The sequence below is a fragment of the Vibrio sp. AND4 genome, assembly GCF_000171815.1.
Classification (GTDB): domain Bacteria; phylum Pseudomonadota; class Gammaproteobacteria; order Enterobacterales; family Vibrionaceae; genus Vibrio.
This window is the reverse complement of the sequence record NZ_ABGR01000001.1, coordinates 192,823-209,044: the sequence shown is the minus strand read 5'-3', so window position 1 is coordinate 209,044 and position 16,222 is coordinate 192,823. Positions and strand designations below refer to the sequence as shown.

Annotated in this window: 18 protein-coding genes; 10 read left to right on the top strand and 8 right to left on the bottom strand. The window is 44.5% G+C overall.

Annotated elements, in window-relative coordinates:
* Positions 1 to 5: 5 nt before the first annotated feature.
* Entirely contained in the window at positions 6 to 1,043 is a 1,038-nt protein-coding gene (locus tag AND4_RS00830) for an iron ABC transporter permease (RefSeq protein WP_009840968.1), read from the top strand.
* Positions 1,043 to 1,825, top strand: a complete 783-nt coding sequence (locus AND4_RS00825; RefSeq protein ID WP_009840967.1) for a heme ABC transporter ATP-binding protein — start codon at positions 1,043 to 1,045, stop codon at positions 1,823 to 1,825. The genes AND4_RS00830 and AND4_RS00825 overlap by 1 nt, the downstream gene beginning before the upstream one ends.
* Positions 1,826 to 1,959: 134 nt before the next feature.
* On the opposite strand, the gene AND4_RS00820 is transcribed toward AND4_RS00825, so the two are convergent.
* Positions 1,960 to 2,421 (bottom strand): TetR/AcrR family transcriptional regulator, encoded by a 462-nt coding sequence (locus tag AND4_RS00820; protein WP_009840966.1) that lies wholly within the window; start codon positions 2,419 to 2,421, stop codon positions 1,960 to 1,962.
* Between the two features lie 526 nt (positions 2,422 to 2,947).
* Between AND4_RS00820 and AND4_RS00815 the strand changes: the two genes are divergently transcribed.
* Positions 2,948 to 3,247: a YfcZ/YiiS family protein gene (locus tag AND4_RS00815; RefSeq protein ID WP_009840965.1), complete on the top strand. Its 300-nt coding sequence runs from the start codon at positions 2,948 to 2,950 to the stop codon at positions 3,245 to 3,247.
* Positions 3,248 to 3,335: 88 nt separating this feature from the next.
* Here AND4_RS00815 and AND4_RS00810 read toward each other — a convergent pair whose 3' ends face one another.
* Positions 3,336 to 3,608 (bottom strand): YnjH family protein, encoded by a 273-nt coding sequence (locus AND4_RS00810; RefSeq protein WP_009840964.1) that lies wholly within the window; start codon positions 3,606 to 3,608, stop codon positions 3,336 to 3,338.
* 149 nt (positions 3,609 to 3,757) lie between these two features.
* On the opposite strand from AND4_RS00810, the gene AND4_RS00805 reads away from it, so the two are divergent.
* Positions 3,758 to 4,357 (top strand): hypothetical protein, encoded by a 600-nt coding sequence (locus tag AND4_RS00805; protein WP_043991407.1) that lies wholly within the window; start codon positions 3,758 to 3,760, stop codon positions 4,355 to 4,357.
* Between the two features lie 163 nt (positions 4,358 to 4,520).
* On the opposite strand, the gene AND4_RS00800 is transcribed toward AND4_RS00805, so the two are convergent.
* A complete protein-coding gene (locus tag AND4_RS00800; protein WP_009840962.1) occupies positions 4,521 to 5,627 on the bottom strand; it encodes a 1-acyl-sn-glycerol-3-phosphate acyltransferase in 1,107 nt (368 codons plus the stop codon).
* 192 nt (positions 5,628 to 5,819) lie between these two features.
* On the opposite strand from AND4_RS00800, the gene AND4_RS00795 reads away from it, so the two are divergent.
* Positions 5,820 to 6,428, top strand: coding sequence for a hypothetical protein (locus AND4_RS00795; protein WP_009840961.1), 609 nt, complete (start codon positions 5,820 to 5,822; stop codon positions 6,426 to 6,428).
* A gap of 63 nt (positions 6,429 to 6,491) precedes the next feature.
* Here AND4_RS00795 and AND4_RS00790 read toward each other — a convergent pair whose 3' ends face one another.
* Complete coding sequence (locus AND4_RS00790; protein ID WP_009840960.1) at positions 6,492 to 6,989, bottom strand: hypothetical protein; 498 nt, start codon at positions 6,987 to 6,989, stop codon at positions 6,492 to 6,494.
* A 32-nt stretch (positions 6,990 to 7,021) separates the two neighbouring features.
* Positions 7,022 to 7,537, bottom strand: a complete 516-nt coding sequence (locus AND4_RS00785; RefSeq protein WP_009840959.1) for a nicotinate-nicotinamide nucleotide adenylyltransferase — start codon at positions 7,535 to 7,537, stop codon at positions 7,022 to 7,024.
* Between the two features lie 290 nt (positions 7,538 to 7,827).
* Here AND4_RS00785 and nadE point away from each other — a divergent pair, with 290 nt between their 5' ends.
* A complete protein-coding gene (gene nadE, locus AND4_RS00780; RefSeq protein ID WP_009840958.1) occupies positions 7,828 to 8,658 on the top strand; it encodes an ammonia-dependent NAD(+) synthetase in 831 nt (276 codons plus the stop codon).
* A gap of 108 nt (positions 8,659 to 8,766) precedes the next feature.
* Here the strand turns inward: nadE and AND4_RS00775 are convergent, their stop codons facing one another.
* Entirely contained in the window at positions 8,767 to 10,584 is a 1,818-nt protein-coding gene (locus AND4_RS00775; RefSeq protein WP_009840957.1) for a hybrid-cluster NAD(P)-dependent oxidoreductase, read from the bottom strand.
* 281 nt (positions 10,585 to 10,865) lie between these two features.
* Between AND4_RS00775 and AND4_RS19335 the strand changes: the two genes are divergently transcribed.
* Together AND4_RS19335 and pyrC are read left to right on the top strand one after the other, a co-directional pair.
* Positions 10,866 to 11,030 (top strand): YqaE/Pmp3 family membrane protein, encoded by a 165-nt coding sequence (locus tag AND4_RS19335; protein ID WP_009840956.1) that lies wholly within the window; start codon positions 10,866 to 10,868, stop codon positions 11,028 to 11,030.
* A gap of 154 nt (positions 11,031 to 11,184) precedes the next feature.
* On the top strand, positions 11,185 to 12,213 hold the full coding sequence (gene pyrC / locus AND4_RS00765) for a dihydroorotase (RefSeq protein WP_009840955.1): 1,029 nt from the start codon (positions 11,185 to 11,187) through the stop codon (positions 12,211 to 12,213).
* 111 nt (positions 12,214 to 12,324) lie between these two features.
* On the opposite strand, the gene AND4_RS00760 is transcribed toward pyrC, so the two are convergent.
* Positions 12,325 to 13,230, bottom strand: a complete 906-nt coding sequence (locus AND4_RS00760; RefSeq protein ID WP_009840954.1) for a DUF808 domain-containing protein — start codon at positions 13,228 to 13,230, stop codon at positions 12,325 to 12,327.
* Positions 13,231 to 13,403: 173 nt separating this feature from the next.
* On the opposite strand from AND4_RS00760, the gene AND4_RS00755 reads away from it, so the two are divergent.
* Positions 13,404 to 14,324 carry a M14 family metallocarboxypeptidase gene (locus AND4_RS00755; RefSeq protein WP_009840953.1) on the top strand — a complete coding sequence of 307 codons (921 nt, stop codon included), beginning with the start codon at positions 13,404 to 13,406 and terminating at the stop codon, positions 14,322 to 14,324.
* Here AND4_RS00755 and AND4_RS00750 read toward each other — a convergent pair.
* Complete coding sequence (locus AND4_RS00750; RefSeq protein ID WP_083796258.1) at positions 14,316 to 15,104, bottom strand: helix-turn-helix transcriptional regulator; 789 nt, start codon at positions 15,102 to 15,104, stop codon at positions 14,316 to 14,318. The genes AND4_RS00755 and AND4_RS00750 overlap by 9 nt on opposite strands.
* A gap of 98 nt (positions 15,105 to 15,202) precedes the next feature.
* On the opposite strand from AND4_RS00750, the gene AND4_RS00745 reads away from it, so the two are divergent.
* Entirely contained in the window at positions 15,203 to 16,108 is a 906-nt protein-coding gene (locus AND4_RS00745; RefSeq protein WP_009840951.1) for a DMT family transporter, read from the top strand.
* The last annotated feature ends 114 nt before the right edge of the window (positions 16,109 to 16,222 follow it).

Sequence of the window (16,222 nt, the reverse complement as noted above, 5' to 3'; positions counted from 1 at the left end):
ATTTAATGTTGTTAAGACGTATCCCTTTATCGACTACCTTACTTGCGCTGTCTGCCATTTTGGTCTTTATCGCAGTAGCGTCCATAACCGTAGGTCCAATGAATATCAGCTTCTCAGACAGCTTGAGTAGCTTAATTGGTGCAGGTTCTGACCTTGCTCCTCATATTCAGTTAGTCATCAACGAAATCCGACTTCCTCGTACTATTCTATGTATGTTTATCGGAGCAATTCTCGCTATTTGCGGCGTTGTCATGCAGGGGCTATTTCGTAATCCACTTGCCGAGCCGGGCATCATCGGGGTCTCTGCTGGTGCAGCGCTTGGTGGTGCATTTGCGATCGTCGTATTTGCTGACGTTAGTCAAAACTACCCGGCACTAGTAAACTTAGCAGCGCTGCCTTTTTTCGCCTTCTTGGGTGGCGCGATCACAACCTTGTTGGTTTACTGGTTAGGCACGAGCAAGTTTGGTACCTCTGTGACTATCATGTTACTCGCGGGGGTCGCGATCACCGCCCTTTCTGGTGCAGCGATCAATTTTATGAACTTTATCGCTGACGACCAAATGCTCCGTGATTTAACACTTTGGTCCATGGGTTCATTAGCAGGGGCAAACTGGTCAGGAATTGGTTTAGCTGCCGCAGCACTTGCGTTGCTGATGTTCTGGTTCCAGAAAAAAGCCATGTCGTTAAATGCACTGCTGTTGGGTGAACCGGAGGCAAGGCACCTTGGTGTTCCCGTTCAAAAACTCAAACGACAGCTCATTCTTCTATCGGCGATAGGGGTCGGTATCACAGTAAGCATAAGTGGTGCGATTGGCTTTATCGGCCTAGTGATCCCTCACCTAGGTCGCATGCTTGCTGGTCCCGATCATCGTACGCTGCTGCCTATTTCTGCATTGATGGGAGCCTTGCTTCTTACTGCAGCTGATATGTTTGCTCGTGTTGTGGTTGCTCCTGCAGAGCTCCCTGTAGGCATCATCACTGCCCTGATAGGTACCCCCTTCTTTATCTACTTACTGTTCCAACAAAAAGGGAAGAGCCTTTAATGAACGACATCGTTTTGTCTGGCAGAAATATTTCAATGAGATACGGAAACCAAGTCGTACTAGACGATATCAGCATTGATATTCGTGCAGGAGAAGTAACCGCTTTGTTAGGCCCTAATGGCGCAGGTAAAAGTACTTTGTTGAAGCTGCTGTGCGGTGAAGTTCCCTCTCACAATGACATCCAGTTCTTTGGTAAGCAGAAAAACGACTGGGAGCCAGCAGAGAGTGCGAGACACGTTGCGATGCTACCTCAGCATAGTACGCTAACGTTTCCTTTCTTAGCGAGAGAAGTGGTTGAACTGGGCGCTATTCCTCTTTCTATTACTCATAGAGAAACATCTGAATTAGCGCTTCACTATATGGCTAAAACGGATGTGCTGCATTTAGCCGATAGACTCTACCCCGCCTTATCTGGCGGTGAAAAGCAGCGTTTACACCTCGCACGTGTGCTAACCCAATTGCACCAATCAAATGATAGAAAGATCCTAATGTTGGACGAGCCGACGTCAGCATTAGATTTGGCCCACCAGCACAACACGCTCAATATCGCTCGTGAGGCTGCTAAAAAGAATAATGCTGCGGTGATTATCGTACTGCACGATCTAAACTTAGCTTCGCAATACTCAGACCGTTTGGTTTTACTGCATGATGGTAAGCTCGTTTGCGATGATACGCCATGGAAAGTACTCACTCCTGAGCGCATTGCGCAGGTTTATGGCTATCGTTCTATCGTAACCAAACACCCTACTCTCGATTTTCCGCAAGTCCACGCGGCAGCATAAAGAGAAAGCTTCTGGCTTGCGTATCCATCACGTCACGCAAAAATAGCAAATCACGCGAAAACAAATCACGCGAAAACAAAAAGCCCCACAGCGGTTGCGGGGCTTTCTTATTATTTTCATTAAATGTTTTCGTGTTATTTGCTCATTTGAATTAACGAACGGCCAATCAACCACTCCAACTCTTTATCGCTCCCTGTTCCAAATTGACTATCAGCCATTTTGTACAGACGATCAATGCCGTTTGCCGCAAACTCATGTGCACTTTCTGTAGTGACAATATGGTGGAACAACAAACGTAAAATCGCTAGGAATTCCGTATCTTCTATAGCCTTAATCCAACTATTAGAAAACGCCTCCAGACCTTTATCAAATTCTAGATGCTCGACGAACATTTTGAAGATGCGACCGTCTAGCGCGGCGGTAAAGTCCGTTTTCTTAGGAAAATGGTGACTAATACCTGTACGCGACACACCAGTCTGTTGACTTAATGTGGTGTAAGACATTTTGTCATAACCAAGTCTCAGAAGCTGATCAACAACGGCATCCATTATCTTCTGGATAGTGATTTCGGTATCTTCTTTACTACGCTTTGGCATATTTTAAGCTCTTCTCTTTGTAAATCCATCTAACTCACTATTAAATGAGACCAGAATGAAAATCATCCTTAGCGTCATGAACTGTATGTTCTTGACATAAAAATTAAGGCAGCAATCAAAACTAAACTGCACTGCGTAACGTGCAATTGTAGTAACATTTATATCAGTAAATGTGACTCAAAATATGGCGAAAAGTCCACTCCATCAAAACTTTACACCAATCTATTCGTCTCAAATATTTACTGGCCAAGAATGATAATTATGTAAAAATAATTAATCTGGAAATAGTCTTATAAAATAAGCACCAGTTCAACTAACCTGACAAAATTCTCTCAAATATATAGGTTAATTGACATTAAATATTGATACATATCACACTAATTTTATTAAGTAAATTCTAATAAATTTAATTAAACCTCATTAACAACATAACATACCGCGCTTTTTTTATCCAAAATCATTCATTTTTGTAGATAGAGATCAAATACCTGATAGAATACCCTTAGTTTTTATAAGAGGATTCGTTATGAGTACTGAATTAGAACAAAACCAAGTATGTGAAACTTGTGGTTGCGCTGGTGAAATGGGTTTTATCATCAAAGAAGGTGATGATGTGGCCGATGTAACGATTTTCGCAGAAACTAAAGCAGTGTTAGAAACTGAGTTGGCGAAATACATCGAAATGGCAACGGCAGTATGTCCTGCCGTCGAGTACAATGTTTCAGAGCTAACAGAGGAATCGAGAGAGCTAACGGCCCGATTTAAGTTTGAAGTCAGTGCAGAAAAGCTGATATTTGAGCTTAAGACTCGCTCTCTGGCGCGTTAATCAGGATATTTCATCCGATGGTCAATGTTCCATTGTAAATAGGTAAAGCGAGTATATAGCTCGCTTTTTTGAACAACTTTCACCGTTGCTATTTTTTATCTTGTTGAAGCACAACCCACTTCAGGGCACTATTATTTTCAAAGTCATTCTCGTCAGTGCACATAAGTAGCACACCCTCGACATTTAACACGGCACCGAATGTGTATGCTTTGTCTTCGTAGTAGCAAATGCGCTGCCCCAGTTTTCCGTTGGCGATAACTAATGCTTGGGTATCTGGCGTGCTGTAAATTTTCGCTATTACCACACTTGGAAACGCCAACGCGGTACTTGCTACCAAAAATGCAATCGACTTTAAATTCATGAATATTTTCCTTAATCAAGCCCTAATATCTTAACAAAGATGCGTATTGAGTTCTTGGCTGCATCTCATATTCTTATTGAATGTCGATGTAGCGACGAGAGACGCTTTACGTTATTCTTTGCATGATTTTATCAACCGTTGTGATGGTCATGCGCATTCTCACCCTCTTTCTCGCTCTGACGACTTTCTCTACCACTATCGCCGCCTATGAGCTTAATTATTATGCCAAGTTCGGACATACCGACAACTACGGCAATATCGACCTGCGTAATAAACCCTATACTTCAATCCCTAGCGGTTTGCTCGTTAAGGGAAACCTCAATATCTCACAGACACCAATTACTAAACTTCCTAAGGGGCTAGACATACGAGGCAGCCTCGAAGCAACAAACAGTGCCCTCAAGACGGTAAGACCTGGTATTAAAATTAAAGGTTACGCAAACTTACTTGGCAGTAAAATTGATCGCTGGCCGAATGGTGTCAAACTGGGTGGCTATTTAAATCTTACCGATACGCAGCTGATAAGTTTACCTGCAAGACTGAGAGTAAAAGGGGATTTAAGCGTCATCCGAACACCGTTAAAAGAACTTCCAGAAGGCTTAGTGGTGGATGGTAACCTTTATATAGGCGGCTCAAAGCTCACGGCATTTCCTGACACCATGACAGTGAAAGGCAATATTTTCTTGGGAGGGAATAGAGTGACAAAATGGCCAACAAACTTAACCTTGGGTGGCGCGGTTGCACCTTAAGATAGGAATATTTCCAAAGACACTCAATTTAATGGTATGAACTCAGCATAACAAGAGGAACAGAGGTAGAATCTAACAATAATGCACGCCTGAGATAAATTCCGATGAAACCTTGCCCCTCGCTGTTAATGTCCACCACCTTGGCGTAATGGACACTACGGGATTACTCTTGGTTGTTTACTGGGTTTGCATAACTGGCAACTAAATAGCTATGTGCACCAACTGGCAACTGTTCAAGCTTCTGTTGCAACTCAGTTTTTACCGATTCAGTAATTGATTGATCTTCGCGACCTGCAGCCAGCAAGTTGATTGGGAAGACACGGTAATTATTGTGGATTTGGCGATCGATTTCATTCGCTAACTCATCCGGCGTTGCGAACTCTTGATCTATTACATCACCAAATGCAACATGCACTTTGCCTTTGTAGCCTACAATGCCTTGAATGATGCTTTCAATGTCTTCAAACTCACCTTTCCTATAGCTGCCATTTTCTGCTTTTTCATACAGTTCTTTGGCTTTTGCAATGTCACAAGGATCATTTTGATAAGCGATAGACACCGGCACAATCTTGAGTGAACGCGTGTATTCACCAAAGCTAATTTTTTGTTTACGCCCTTCTACATGAAACATTTTTAGGATTGCAGGATCGGTAAAATCATTGCCGTCTTTCGCACGACCTTCTTTTTGTGCAATCCAAATGGAGTTCCCAGTATCTAAAGAGTGCTTAATGTAACTAGACAATAAACTCAATGCTTTCATCATTTCACGCGGTGCTTTCGCTGAACGTTTCACGATAAAGCTCTTATTGAGTCGCATTAACTCAGTGGCACATGGCTTCTTAAGTAAGTTATCACCAATCGCAATTCTTACGGTTCGATGCTCCGTTTGATGTAAACCGAAATTCACCAGCGCAGGATCCATCGCGATATCACGGTGATTGGAAACAAACAAGTAAGACGTATTCTTATCCAATTTGTCCAAGCCCGAAAACGTCACTCCGTCGGTGGTTCGATTTAGCGTATCTTGAAGGTATTTCTTAACCTCTAACTGTATCGATTCCACAGAATCCAGTTTACTCCACTTCGCTTTTAAGTAGACACGGATAATAGGACTCATAAGTGTTTTGAACCACGCAGCTCTGTTTTCAAAGCGATGGTCTAAAATCGCACTGATGAATTCATCGTCTTTGATCAGGCGGTCCAGCGCTGCTGGAATTTCTTCGTCGTTGTATGGACGGATTTCAATATAGGGATCAGTATTGGCAGTCATTATTTAATTCATTTCAAAAAAAGCTTGCACATCTTACGCATTGTTTCGCCAAGCCGCAGCATTTCAGACCATACTTTTAACATGGTCATACCAGTAACATTATCATTCCTATTAGTAAAAAACTCTGTTACCCGGTTGGCAATTTAGAGGTTTAGCGTTACCCTTAGCGCCTCAAGAACTCTGGTATCCACAATGAACTACGCAATAGAATTTCACGACGCTAATTACCCTTTTCTTAATGTTGCTGCGCGTAAAAAGGCACTAAAACATAGCTTACTATCCGTAGTAGAAGGTTTGGCGCTCATTAAACTGGGTAAACATGAGTATGCCATTGAACCGGGGCAGCACTTCTGGATTCCTCAGGGATGTTTGAGCGCACTCACCTTTTTACCCAACACACGAGTAACTCGTTGTGCTTTTTCTGTGCGTTTAACTGACGTATTTCCTCAACAAGCAGGCTACGTGGAGCCATCGGCTTTACTGTCAGCGCTTATTGAAAAATTAGTAACGACCAAAGCACGCAGTGAACATCAATTGAATTTACTAGCGGTTGTTCGGCACGAAGTACTGACGCTAAAACCCGCACTGACTCGCTCAGCTCTAACCGATTCCATTAACCAATGGACACCGGGTTGTGAGTCACGAGTTTCTATCGAACTTTGTTTGGTTCTGACAATGAGAGAAGCACGTAAGATGAAGCTTTCTGGTAAGAAACAATCAGAAATAGTGGCCAAATTATTCGACAACAATTTGGGGGAATACGAGCAGCTATGCTTCCTTGTGTTCGGAGAAGCACTTTAAGTAGTGCAATCAATGGGAAGAAAACGACCGAGCACCTTTACGTGCTTTTAGCATTGAGTCATTTTAAAACGGAACTTCAATCTGCATCATCCAATCAGCATCGTAGTATTCATGCCAACGATAATCAAAACGCATTCTTGGTTCACCATCTTGCTTATCCCCAAAACCAACACTGAACATCAAACCATGATTTTTTAGCCACTCTTCAGCGCTCATTTTCTCTTCTTCTTCACGCAACTCCTCTGGCATCCAAAGCCCTAAACCAAAATAGCTGTTCTCAAGATTTTGAGTGAGAACGGGCGTGTCTTCCGACCGAATTGCCCACTGTTCCCAGTAACTATGTTCCCAGTGACTGCTTATTGGACTTTCCACTGATTTGCCAGTGATATACCAGTCGCGAGTGTCGATACCAAGAATGCTAATGCTATCAAAAGTATCCTCGCAGATTTGCATGGTGTTATCTGCAAATACGACGGACCGATCAGGCAAATAGTGACATGCAGCGTGAGCTTGTGTTGCTACGAGCAGCGCACATGTACTAGATACCACAATTTTAACCATGAAAAGCCTGACCTCTCGTATTCAAATTATGCTTACTTGTATAAACCTTCACTTCGCAATAGTTCACCAACACCTGATGTTGTGAACGAGCTGACGTCTTTTCCTTTTGCCAGTGCATCGCGAATGTCCGTACTTCTAATTTTGACCCTCTCGGGACACGCCATTACAGTCCAACGCTCCATAATCTCATCTGCTCTATAAAATTTAGCAAATTTAAAGAAATTATCAGGGCCAATGACGAAAGTTATGTCGGCATGCGTGTAGATTTCTTGAGTTTTTTCCAATAGTTCAAAAGTGGTGACACTTTGTCCCGGTTGGTGTAAAGCTTGCTCAGCGTCTGATCGTTGAACATTAGAAAGCCCCAAGTCACTAATAAAGGCATCAACCAGTTTGCACCGTATTGGATAATCCAACATATCTTTGCCCCAAGCGTGTGCAATGCTTGGTTCCAGAAGCACAAGATCAAAGTGACTCAGTGACTCAATGACACTCTTGTGGCCCAAGCTTGGAGGGTTAAATGCGCTGCCAAAAACGGCAAGTTTTTTCATATCTAATGATTACCCGGTTAAAGAGAGTTTTCTAATCCAATGGATTCGGTATGATACTACTAATCTTTAGCGCTTTTTGACACCAATGCGACGTTTATTGATATCAAATGACCATTTTCTCATCATTTGTGAACGATAAACCTCTCAAGCAGTATGAATCTAATATATCTGAGCGATCACTGTACCCAAATAAGCCTGAGACTTGTGATTTGACGAGGGTGTCTTGGTTTAAAGTTGCTTCGGTGTAATACTATTTGTGTCAAACCTATTTGTAGGAAAAGGAAACCTAAATGGAACAATCCATCCGCGATGAAATGCGAGTACTCCCCTCTATCGACTCACATTTCGAAATTGAACGCCGCGTCGCTTTTATTAAACGCAAATTGCAAAATGCTGGCTGCAAGGCTCTTGTTCTTGGTATCAGCGGCGGCGTTGACTCAACAACGTGTGGTCGTTTGGCACAGCTGGCCGTGGACCAACTCAATGAAGAAACTGGCGACACTAAGTACCAATTTATCGCCGTCCGCCTGCCTTACGGTGAGCAAAAGGATGAAGACGAAGCGCAGCTTGCGCTGGACTTTATCCAGCCAACACATTCAGTATCGGTTAACATCAAAGCTGGTGTAGATGGTCTTCATGGCGCTTCTCACGTCGCATTGCAAGGCTCTGGGCTTCTGCCAACTGATGCCGCAAAAGTTGATTTCGTCAAAGGCAACGTAAAAGCACGTGCTCGCATGGTGGCTCAATATGAAATCGCTGGATACGTCGGTGGCCTCGTTCTTGGTACTGACCACTCAGCAGAAAACATCACCGGTTTTTACACCAAGTTTGGTGACGGTGCATGCGACATGGCCCCACTGTTTGGCTTAAGTAAACGCCAAGTTCGTGAAGTTGCGGCAACACTCGGTGCGCCTGAGCAGCTTGTAAAGAAAGTACCAACCGCAGACTTGGAAGAACTTGCGCCACAAAAAGCTGACGAAGACGCACTGAGCCTAACTTACGATCAGATCGATGACTTCCTAGAGGGCAAACCTGTATCTCAAGAGGTAAGCGACCGTCTTGTAGCTATCTACAAAATGACTCAGCACAAACGTCAACCAATCCCAACGATCTATGACTAAATTACGCTGTTAGTCAGTGTGGGTCGATTGTGAAATCACTCTGCACCAGATAAGAAAGACGCCGCTCAATTCGCGGCGTTTTCATTGAGTAATGATTGGTATGACGATTTAATCTTTGAGTGTTACGTCTGTTTGTGGAATAGCGCAACATGCTAATACTTTACCCATCGCTCGTTCTTCTGCACTTAGCGCCGGCAAGTCCGGATGATCAACCAGCCCTGATTCCAATTGAACCTCACAAGCGCCGCACAAGCCGGCACGACAACTGTTAGTGATATGCTTACCTGCATTTTCAACTTGCTCAAGTAACGTTTGTTGGTTATTGCCCATCCACTTAACGCCGTTAAACTCAATCTCAACACTTTTCTCTGGCTTGGCTGCTGCCATCGCAACGCCAAATGCTTCTTGATGGTAATTGCCTTCTGGAAGCCCTTTCTTTAGCAGTAGGTTTTTCGCCTTTTGCATAAAACCATCAGGACCACAGACAAACACTTGGCGGTGTTCCACATCCTTGATTTGCTTGATATGAGATAAACTGACACGCCCTTTCAGGCCAAACCAATCAATTGAAGGCTGGGTTAAACATATTTTCACATCTAAGCCCGGATTCTGACGTTTTAATTCATTTAGCTCATCTTTACACGGGATATCAATCTCACTACTGCATTGATGGTAGAACACCACGTCATCAAGTTGATTGTGATCCGCTAAGTACCGAACCATAGATAGCATTGGCGTGACGCCGCTACCAGCAGACATCAAGAGCAAAGGTTGCACAGCGTGCGCTTTTAGATGAAATTGACCATCGGGTGTTTCGGCTTCTAAAACATCCCCTATTTGCAGGTTATCAAGTAAAGCGTTGGATACGCGCCCACCAGAAACACGCTTGACGGAAATTGCGTAACGGCCTGGGCGGGATGGACTTGAAGAGAGCGTGTAACGACGCCCAATGGTCTGCCCATCAACCTCCACTACAATAGGAAGATGCTGCCCCGGCAGATATGTCGGCAATTGTCCCTCTCTTGGCTCAAGCCATAAGGTAACAAAGTCACGCGCGATCTCCTCCCGTTCAACGCAGGTCAACGTCATTCGTTTGGGAGAATTGTCAGGGTAGAACTCTGGTTCCTTGTATTCCAAAACCTCAACATGGTCACCTGAACGGATAATACCTTGGTTAAGGGCAACAAGATTTTGACCAAAAAACACGCCGCCACGCTCATTTGCACGGAACTCTTGCAGTGTTTTAAGTGGTTCTTTACTTTCTCGAAAAGTGCCTCGCTGGGTATTAACCGTGGTGAGAATACAACGCTCACAAGGCTTCACTGATTCAAACTCGACTTCACCAATACGAATGCGTTTCCATGTATCTTCTTCAAATGGCGTGGTATCAGAAACGACTAGGTTGGTTCGAAATTGGTCCATTGAGTGCTGTTCAGCACTTCTGCGGTTCAGCTCCTCCAGTGATGCTTCGCTGATAACGAGTACTGGATAACCATCGGCAAAGCTGACGTTGTGACCCAACTTGTCTCTTACACGATTTGATTGCTCGCCCGTGAAAAGCAACTCAACACGAAGTCCCAATACTTTACTGAACCAATCATCCGCCTCGTCAGTGGTGGTGTAGGCCGTAAAACTGTCTTTCCAGACCGTTGCGGGTGCTTCCTGCATTTTGAAGTCTTGATAGCGGATCGTTAATGGCTCTTCCCCAAGGCTGGTAAACACCACACCATCTGGCAACAACGCTGATTTAATCGTCACCATTTGCGGGAATTTTCGTGCCGTCACCATTGAACCATCTGACGTCGCAATCATAAATCGACGATCAAAACTTAGCCCTTGTTTTTCTACCCAAGCCGAAGATAAGCTGACACCTCCGACAGATTTCACTGGAAAAACATTTATTTGGGACAACACTGATTGCGACATAACCTACTTCCTACAGGTACTTTTTAATGGTTCTACTATCATATCTCCATAAGCTTGGTGACCCAAACCCAAGTAGGTAAAAAGCGTAAATTTATACGTGTTACATCGATAAGTCTTCATTACCCGTCTCTCACAATATGTGTCAGTGAATCACATTTTGTGAATAACCGCCTAGAAATTTGCACAGTATTGACGGAATCAAGATTGCCCCGGCCTGGTATAGAGCACATAATTCGCCCCCGTTTTTAGCACTAATAAATAACCTATCCGGAGCATAGACCATGGATAATGATAAACTGATCCTCATTCTACTTTGTATCTTCCTTCCACCAGTGGCGGTTTACATGAAAAAAGGTCTAGAAAAAGACTTCTTCATTAACCTGATCCTGACTTTCTTCTTCTTCCTACCGGGCACAATTCACGCGCTTTGGTTGACAGTTAAGTAACTAACTGAGCTCCCACCGTAAAGAAATGTGAGAAATGGGGTGAAATGGAACAACAATTCCACTATCATCCTGTCGCCTAAGCGCAAGCGTTTGCTCTTGAGGTAAATGCAGCGTTTAGGCTCCAAGCATAATTTTTTAATGGTGGGAGCAATTAATGACAACACTGACTATAACTCGTCCTGACGATTGGCACGTTCACTTACGCGATGGTGAAGTTCTCAAAGATACCGTTCGCGATATAAGCCGTTACAACGGTCGTGCACTGATCATGCCAAACACCGTCCCACCCGTGACCAATACTGAAATGGCACTCGCCTATCGAGACCGAATCCTTGCTGAGCAACATGGCGAGCAATTTGAGCCTCTCATGGCGCTATACCTTACCGACAACACCACACCAGACGAAATTCGTGCGGCCAAAGCAACAGGCAAAATCGTTGCTGCAAAACTCTACCCAGCAGGCGCAACCACCAATTCTGATTCTGGCGTAACCGACGCAAAGAACATCTACCACGTATTCGAGGCGATGGAAGAAGTTGGTATGCTGCTTTTGGTGCATGGTGAAGTGACTCATAACCATGTTGATATCTTCGACCGTGAGAAGGAATTCCTGGACACGGTTCTTGCTCCTATCGTCAACGACTTCCCTAACCTAAAAATCGTTCTAGAACACATCACAACGACCGATGCTGCAAATTTCGTTAAGAGCGCATCTGATAACGTTGCAGCAACCATTACTGCTCACCACCTGCTGTTTAACCGTAACCACATGCTTGTGGGCGGTATTAAGCCACATTTCTACTGTCTACCGATTCTTAAGCGTAATACCCACCAGCAAGCGCTTATTGAGGCAGCAACGAGCGGCAGCAGCAAGTTCTTTTTAGGTACAGATTCAGCACCACACGCAAAAGGCGCAAAAGAGTCGGCTTGTGGCTGCGCAGGTTCTTATACAGCACACGCTGCATTAGAATTGTACGCAGAAGTGTTTGAGAAAGCCGGCAAACTGGAAAATCTAGAAGCGTTTGCAAGCTTAAATGGACCAGATTTTTACGGAATAGCTCGTAATACAGACAGCGTAACCCTAGAAAAAGCATCTTGGGACGTACCAGAGACAATGCCATTTGGTAACGACATCGTTGTACCTATTCGCGCAAATGAAAAGATTGAGTGGGAAGTGAAGTAATCACCTTCGCGAAATGAAAAGGGCATGCCACTATATTCGATATAAGAAGGCATGCCCCTTTGTTTTGGTTTCTATAAACCTCGAGAGTGCAGTCTAGTGTCTGTTGAGTCGTTATTTACCACGAACCTTCTCTATCACACTCCAAACAGCGACCACAACCAAGCCAGCAATCACGCCAATCACCCCATTGAGCAATATCGGCACGATCGCCGTCGCAAGGGTATGACCATGGAAGCCCATGATAATGGGTTCGATCAAGTGATGAATGGCAGGCACGTTATGCACAATAATACCGCCCCCCACTAGGAACATCGCAGCAGTTCCCACAACCGTCAGCGTCTTCATTAATTTAGGGGCAAACGCGACAAGAACACCCCCTAACCACGCCTTTAGACCTTTGCCATTTGATGTGCGCTCAAAATAGAAGCCGAGATCATCAAGCTTAACGATACCTGCAACTAAACCGTACACACCAATTGTCATTAGCACTGCGATAAAACTCACCACTAGGACTTGAGTGACGATACTCGACCCCGTCACCGTCCCCAGGGCAATGACGATTATTTCTGCAGAGAGGATAAAGTCTGTACGAATCGCGCCAGCCACTTTTCTTTTTTCGTATTCTTCTACCGATTCACCGACGTTGACCTGCTCCTCTTTCTCTTCATGCTGGTGCGCATGAGGAAAGAGTTTTTCTAAAATCTTCTCCGCTCCTTCAAAGCAGAGAAACAAACCACCAATTAAGAGCAATGGCATAATCAGCCATGGAATAAAAGCACTGATTAACAGCGCTGAAGGTACTAAAATCAGCTTGTTCTTGAGCGATCCTTTGGCTACCGCCCACACCACTGGAATTTCGCGTTCTGCCACAACACCCGACACCTGTTGCGCATTGAGTGCCAAATCGTCACCCAGTACACCTGCCGTTTTTTTTGCCGCCACCTTAGACATCAAAGCAACATCATCCAATACAGCAGCAATGTCATCCAACAGTGTTAGTAAACTTGCTCCAGCCATTTATTTGCCTCTTTTATGGGATTGAATAAGTAACAGAATGTAACACTATTAAATCACTCAGCAAAGTTATGATTTAACAAAGAATAAAACCACAAATCGTGTTTTCTGTTGCCGTCGCTTTTAGAGAAGACTAGTCTTGTCTTATCTTTCAAGCACTCAAAAGAAGAGTATAGATGAAAAGCAGATACACTTACCCAATCGGTACCCTAGGCCAGCCATGGGGAGAAGCAGAACGTAAAGCTTGGTGCATGCAACGTGAGGTAAAACGTAGCTACCAACAAGAAGTGGTCACTAAAATCGATGCCCTACAAGCACGTTTTGATGTTGATCAATATGGCGTACTTTCTTACGACGAAGCACGCTTCCCTCTATTTTGTATTAAGACTCGCAACTGGGACGCTGCCAAGCCTGTTGTTTTGGTTACAGGTGGCGTTCATGGCTACGAGACAAGTGGCGTTCACGGTGCGTTGAAGTTTGTTGAAACACAAGCAGAGCGTTATGCGGAGCACTTTAATATTGTGGTTGCACCCTGTGTAAGCCCTTGGGGCTATGAAGTCATTAATCGCTGGAATCCAAATGCAATTGACCCAAATCGCTCTTTCTATGCAGACAGCCCAGCGGAAGAATCAGCCAACTTAATCAATCTCGTTTCAACATTAGGTGATGTTCTGATGCACATCGACCTACATGAAACCACTGATAGCGATGAGACCGAATTCCGCCCTGCACTTGCCGCGCGTGATGGTGTTGAATACATCGAAGGCATAATCCCTGACGGTTTCTACACAGTAGGTGACACGGAAAACCCGCAACCAGACTTCCAAAAAGCCGTCATTGAATCCGTCGCAAAAGTGACTCACATAGCACCAGCAGACGACCAGGGTGAGATCATCGGCTCACCAGTGGTACAGTTTGGTGTGATTAATTACCCAATGGTGAAACTAGGCCTATGTGGCGGCGTCACCAACTGTACTTACGGCACCACAACAGAAGTTTACCCAGACAGCCCGAAAGTCACAGACGAAGAGTGCAACGACGCTCAAGTGGCTGCTATTATCGGCGGTTTAGACTACGTCCTGACTCAACTAAAGTAGGCGATTCTTGTATTGCTCCGGTGTGATGCCGGAGTATTTCTTGAACATGGCAATAAAAGGACTAGCCTGGTTGTAACCCAACGTCAGTGCCACTTCTTTGACTGTCTGCCCTTTTCTTAATAACTCCATCGAATACAAATAGCGTACTCTGAGTCGCCACTCTGTAAAGCTCATCCCCAATTCGCTTTGGCAATGGCGAGCTAACGTGCGCTCTGTGGTGTGAACTCTCTCAGCCCAATCTCCCAAACTGATTTCATCGGTTGGAGCTTGCTCTACCGCTTTTAAGATAGGCGCTAAATACTTGTTGTCCGTTGTTGGTAAGAAGTGATGCTCAACTTCTTGTTTGCCTAATTGATCCAGCAAGACTTGAACAAGGCGCGTATCCTCTTCGCTTTTAGCGACATTGATATCACGCTGACGAAAGTCTTCCACAACGGCCGAAACAATGGGGGTGACTTTGATCAAACTGGTTTTGGATGGGAAGTTCTGAGTCAATTTAGGATCGATGTTTAAAGAGCAATACTCCAATGGTTTACGGTTATAACTGGTATGACGAATACCTGCAGGCACCCATATCGCGAGATGAGGTGGTGCTAAGAAACGCGTGTCTTCCGCATTGATTTCCAGAATGCCGCCACTGATCAACTGAACCTGCCCCCATGGATGACTGTGAACACGAGTTTCCGTATTCGACAGGAAAGCCTCAAAATTCATAAAGAAATCTGATGGTGCAATGTCAATTGATAATGATGGGTGAATAATCCTCTTGCTCTTTTGCAAATTTGTCTTCCTATCGCTTACGATGTCTTTCAAGAGATACATTCCATTATAAAGACCTGTCAAACTGGCGCCATTCATTATTCCGCAAAGAGGTCTCCATGGTATATTTGCTCCCATTTTTTACTGTCATGATTTGGGGTGGGAATTCCATCGTAAATAAAATGGCTGCAAGTGCCATCGAGCCAAGTGCCATGAGCTTCTACCGTTGGTTTCTCGCTATGGTTATTCTGACGCCATTCTGCTTGCCCGCAGTGATTAAACAACGTCATGTTATTCGCCCATACCTCGCGAAGTTAGCATTCCTGGCGCTGTTAGGCATGGTACTAAACCAATCCCTAGGGTATTACGCAGGCTTGACGACAACCGCTTCTAATATGGCGCTGATTACCTCTCTCGTCCCTTTGTTCAGTGTTTTCTTAAGTGTGCCTTTATTGGGTAAGTCGATTTCCATGTTAAGCGTGGCAGGTGGTGTAATTTCATTAGGCGGTTTGGCGTTTATGCTGGGTCACGGTGACATCGCCTACTTCTTGCATCAAGATATAACGCAAGGTGACAGCCTAATGCTTCTGGCTGCACTCAGTTATGCGATTTACTGTGTGTTGCTGAAACGCTGGAAGATGCCTTTCAACAGCATGACATTGGTATATATGCAGGGCTTTTTCACACTGATCATGCTGACCCCCTTGTGGCTGAGCAGCGAGCAACTTCTACCAAGCCAAAGCGCGTTACCTTTGATTGCCTATGCTGGTATTGCTGCGTCTATTTTTGCGCCCTTAATGTGGGTGAAAGCGATTGATTTAATTGGAGCTGATTCAAGCGCGATGTTTATGAACCTGATGCCGGTCGTATCTGTTGCTCTCGCTTCGTCCATGCTCGGTGAGGAAGTGCATGTTTACCATATCATCGGCGGCATGTTGGTGATCTCTGGCGTTATCTTATCGCAAATTAAGGTTCGCAAAAAAGCTCAAGCACCAAGTCCTGATTTACCACCAGCAACATTGTAATTTAAACGCTAAACCACAGCATCCACTGTGGTTTAGCGGTCTAAAATCTGTAACAACGGAGAAAGAAATGACAGATAATGGGTGGTCACAATGTCATGATTCTGTCATCCACTT

Excerpts from the sequence above, each read along its gene's own strand:
- AND4_RS00775 (WP_009840957.1), bottom strand. The coding sequence starts at position 10,584 with ATGTCGCAATCAGTGTTGTCCCAAATAAATGTTTTTCCAGTGAAATCT.
- AND4_RS00830 (WP_009840968.1), top strand. The coding sequence starts at position 6 with ATGTTGTTAAGACGTATCCCTTTATCGACTACCTTACTTGCGCTGTCT.
- AND4_RS00820 (WP_009840966.1), bottom strand. The coding sequence starts at position 2,421 with ATGCCAAAGCGTAGTAAAGAAGATACCGAAATCACTATCCAGAAGATA.
- AND4_RS00790 (WP_009840960.1), bottom strand. The coding sequence starts at position 6,989 with ATGGTTAAAATTGTGGTATCTAGTACATGTGCGCTGCTCGTAGCAACA.
- AND4_RS00745 (WP_009840951.1), top strand. The coding sequence starts at position 15,203 with ATGGTATATTTGCTCCCATTTTTTACTGTCATGATTTGGGGTGGGAAT.
- nadE (WP_009840958.1), top strand. The coding sequence starts at position 7,828 with ATGGAACAATCCATCCGCGATGAAATGCGAGTACTCCCCTCTATCGAC.
- AND4_RS00805 (WP_043991407.1), top strand. The coding sequence starts at position 3,758 with ATGCGCATTCTCACCCTCTTTCTCGCTCTGACGACTTTCTCTACCACT.
- AND4_RS00810 (WP_009840964.1), bottom strand. The coding sequence starts at position 3,608 with ATGAATTTAAAGTCGATTGCATTTTTGGTAGCAAGTACCGCGTTGGCG.
- AND4_RS00800 (WP_009840962.1), bottom strand. The coding sequence starts at position 5,627 with ATGACTGCCAATACTGATCCCTATATTGAAATCCGTCCATACAACGAC.
- AND4_RS00760 (WP_009840954.1), bottom strand. The coding sequence starts at position 13,230 with ATGGCTGGAGCAAGTTTACTAACACTGTTGGATGACATTGCTGCTGTA.
- AND4_RS00795 (WP_009840961.1), top strand. The coding sequence starts at position 5,820 with ATGAACTACGCAATAGAATTTCACGACGCTAATTACCCTTTTCTTAAT.
- AND4_RS19335 (WP_009840956.1), top strand. The coding sequence starts at position 10,866 with ATGGATAATGATAAACTGATCCTCATTCTACTTTGTATCTTCCTTCCA.
- AND4_RS00755 (WP_009840953.1), top strand. The coding sequence starts at position 13,404 with ATGAAAAGCAGATACACTTACCCAATCGGTACCCTAGGCCAGCCATGG.
- pyrC (WP_009840955.1), top strand. The coding sequence starts at position 11,185 with ATGACAACACTGACTATAACTCGTCCTGACGATTGGCACGTTCACTTA.
- AND4_RS00815 (WP_009840965.1), top strand. The coding sequence starts at position 2,948 with ATGAGTACTGAATTAGAACAAAACCAAGTATGTGAAACTTGTGGTTGC.
- AND4_RS00785 (WP_009840959.1), bottom strand. The coding sequence starts at position 7,537 with ATGAAAAAACTTGCCGTTTTTGGCAGCGCATTTAACCCTCCAAGCTTG.
- AND4_RS00825 (WP_009840967.1), top strand. The coding sequence starts at position 1,043 with ATGAACGACATCGTTTTGTCTGGCAGAAATATTTCAATGAGATACGGA.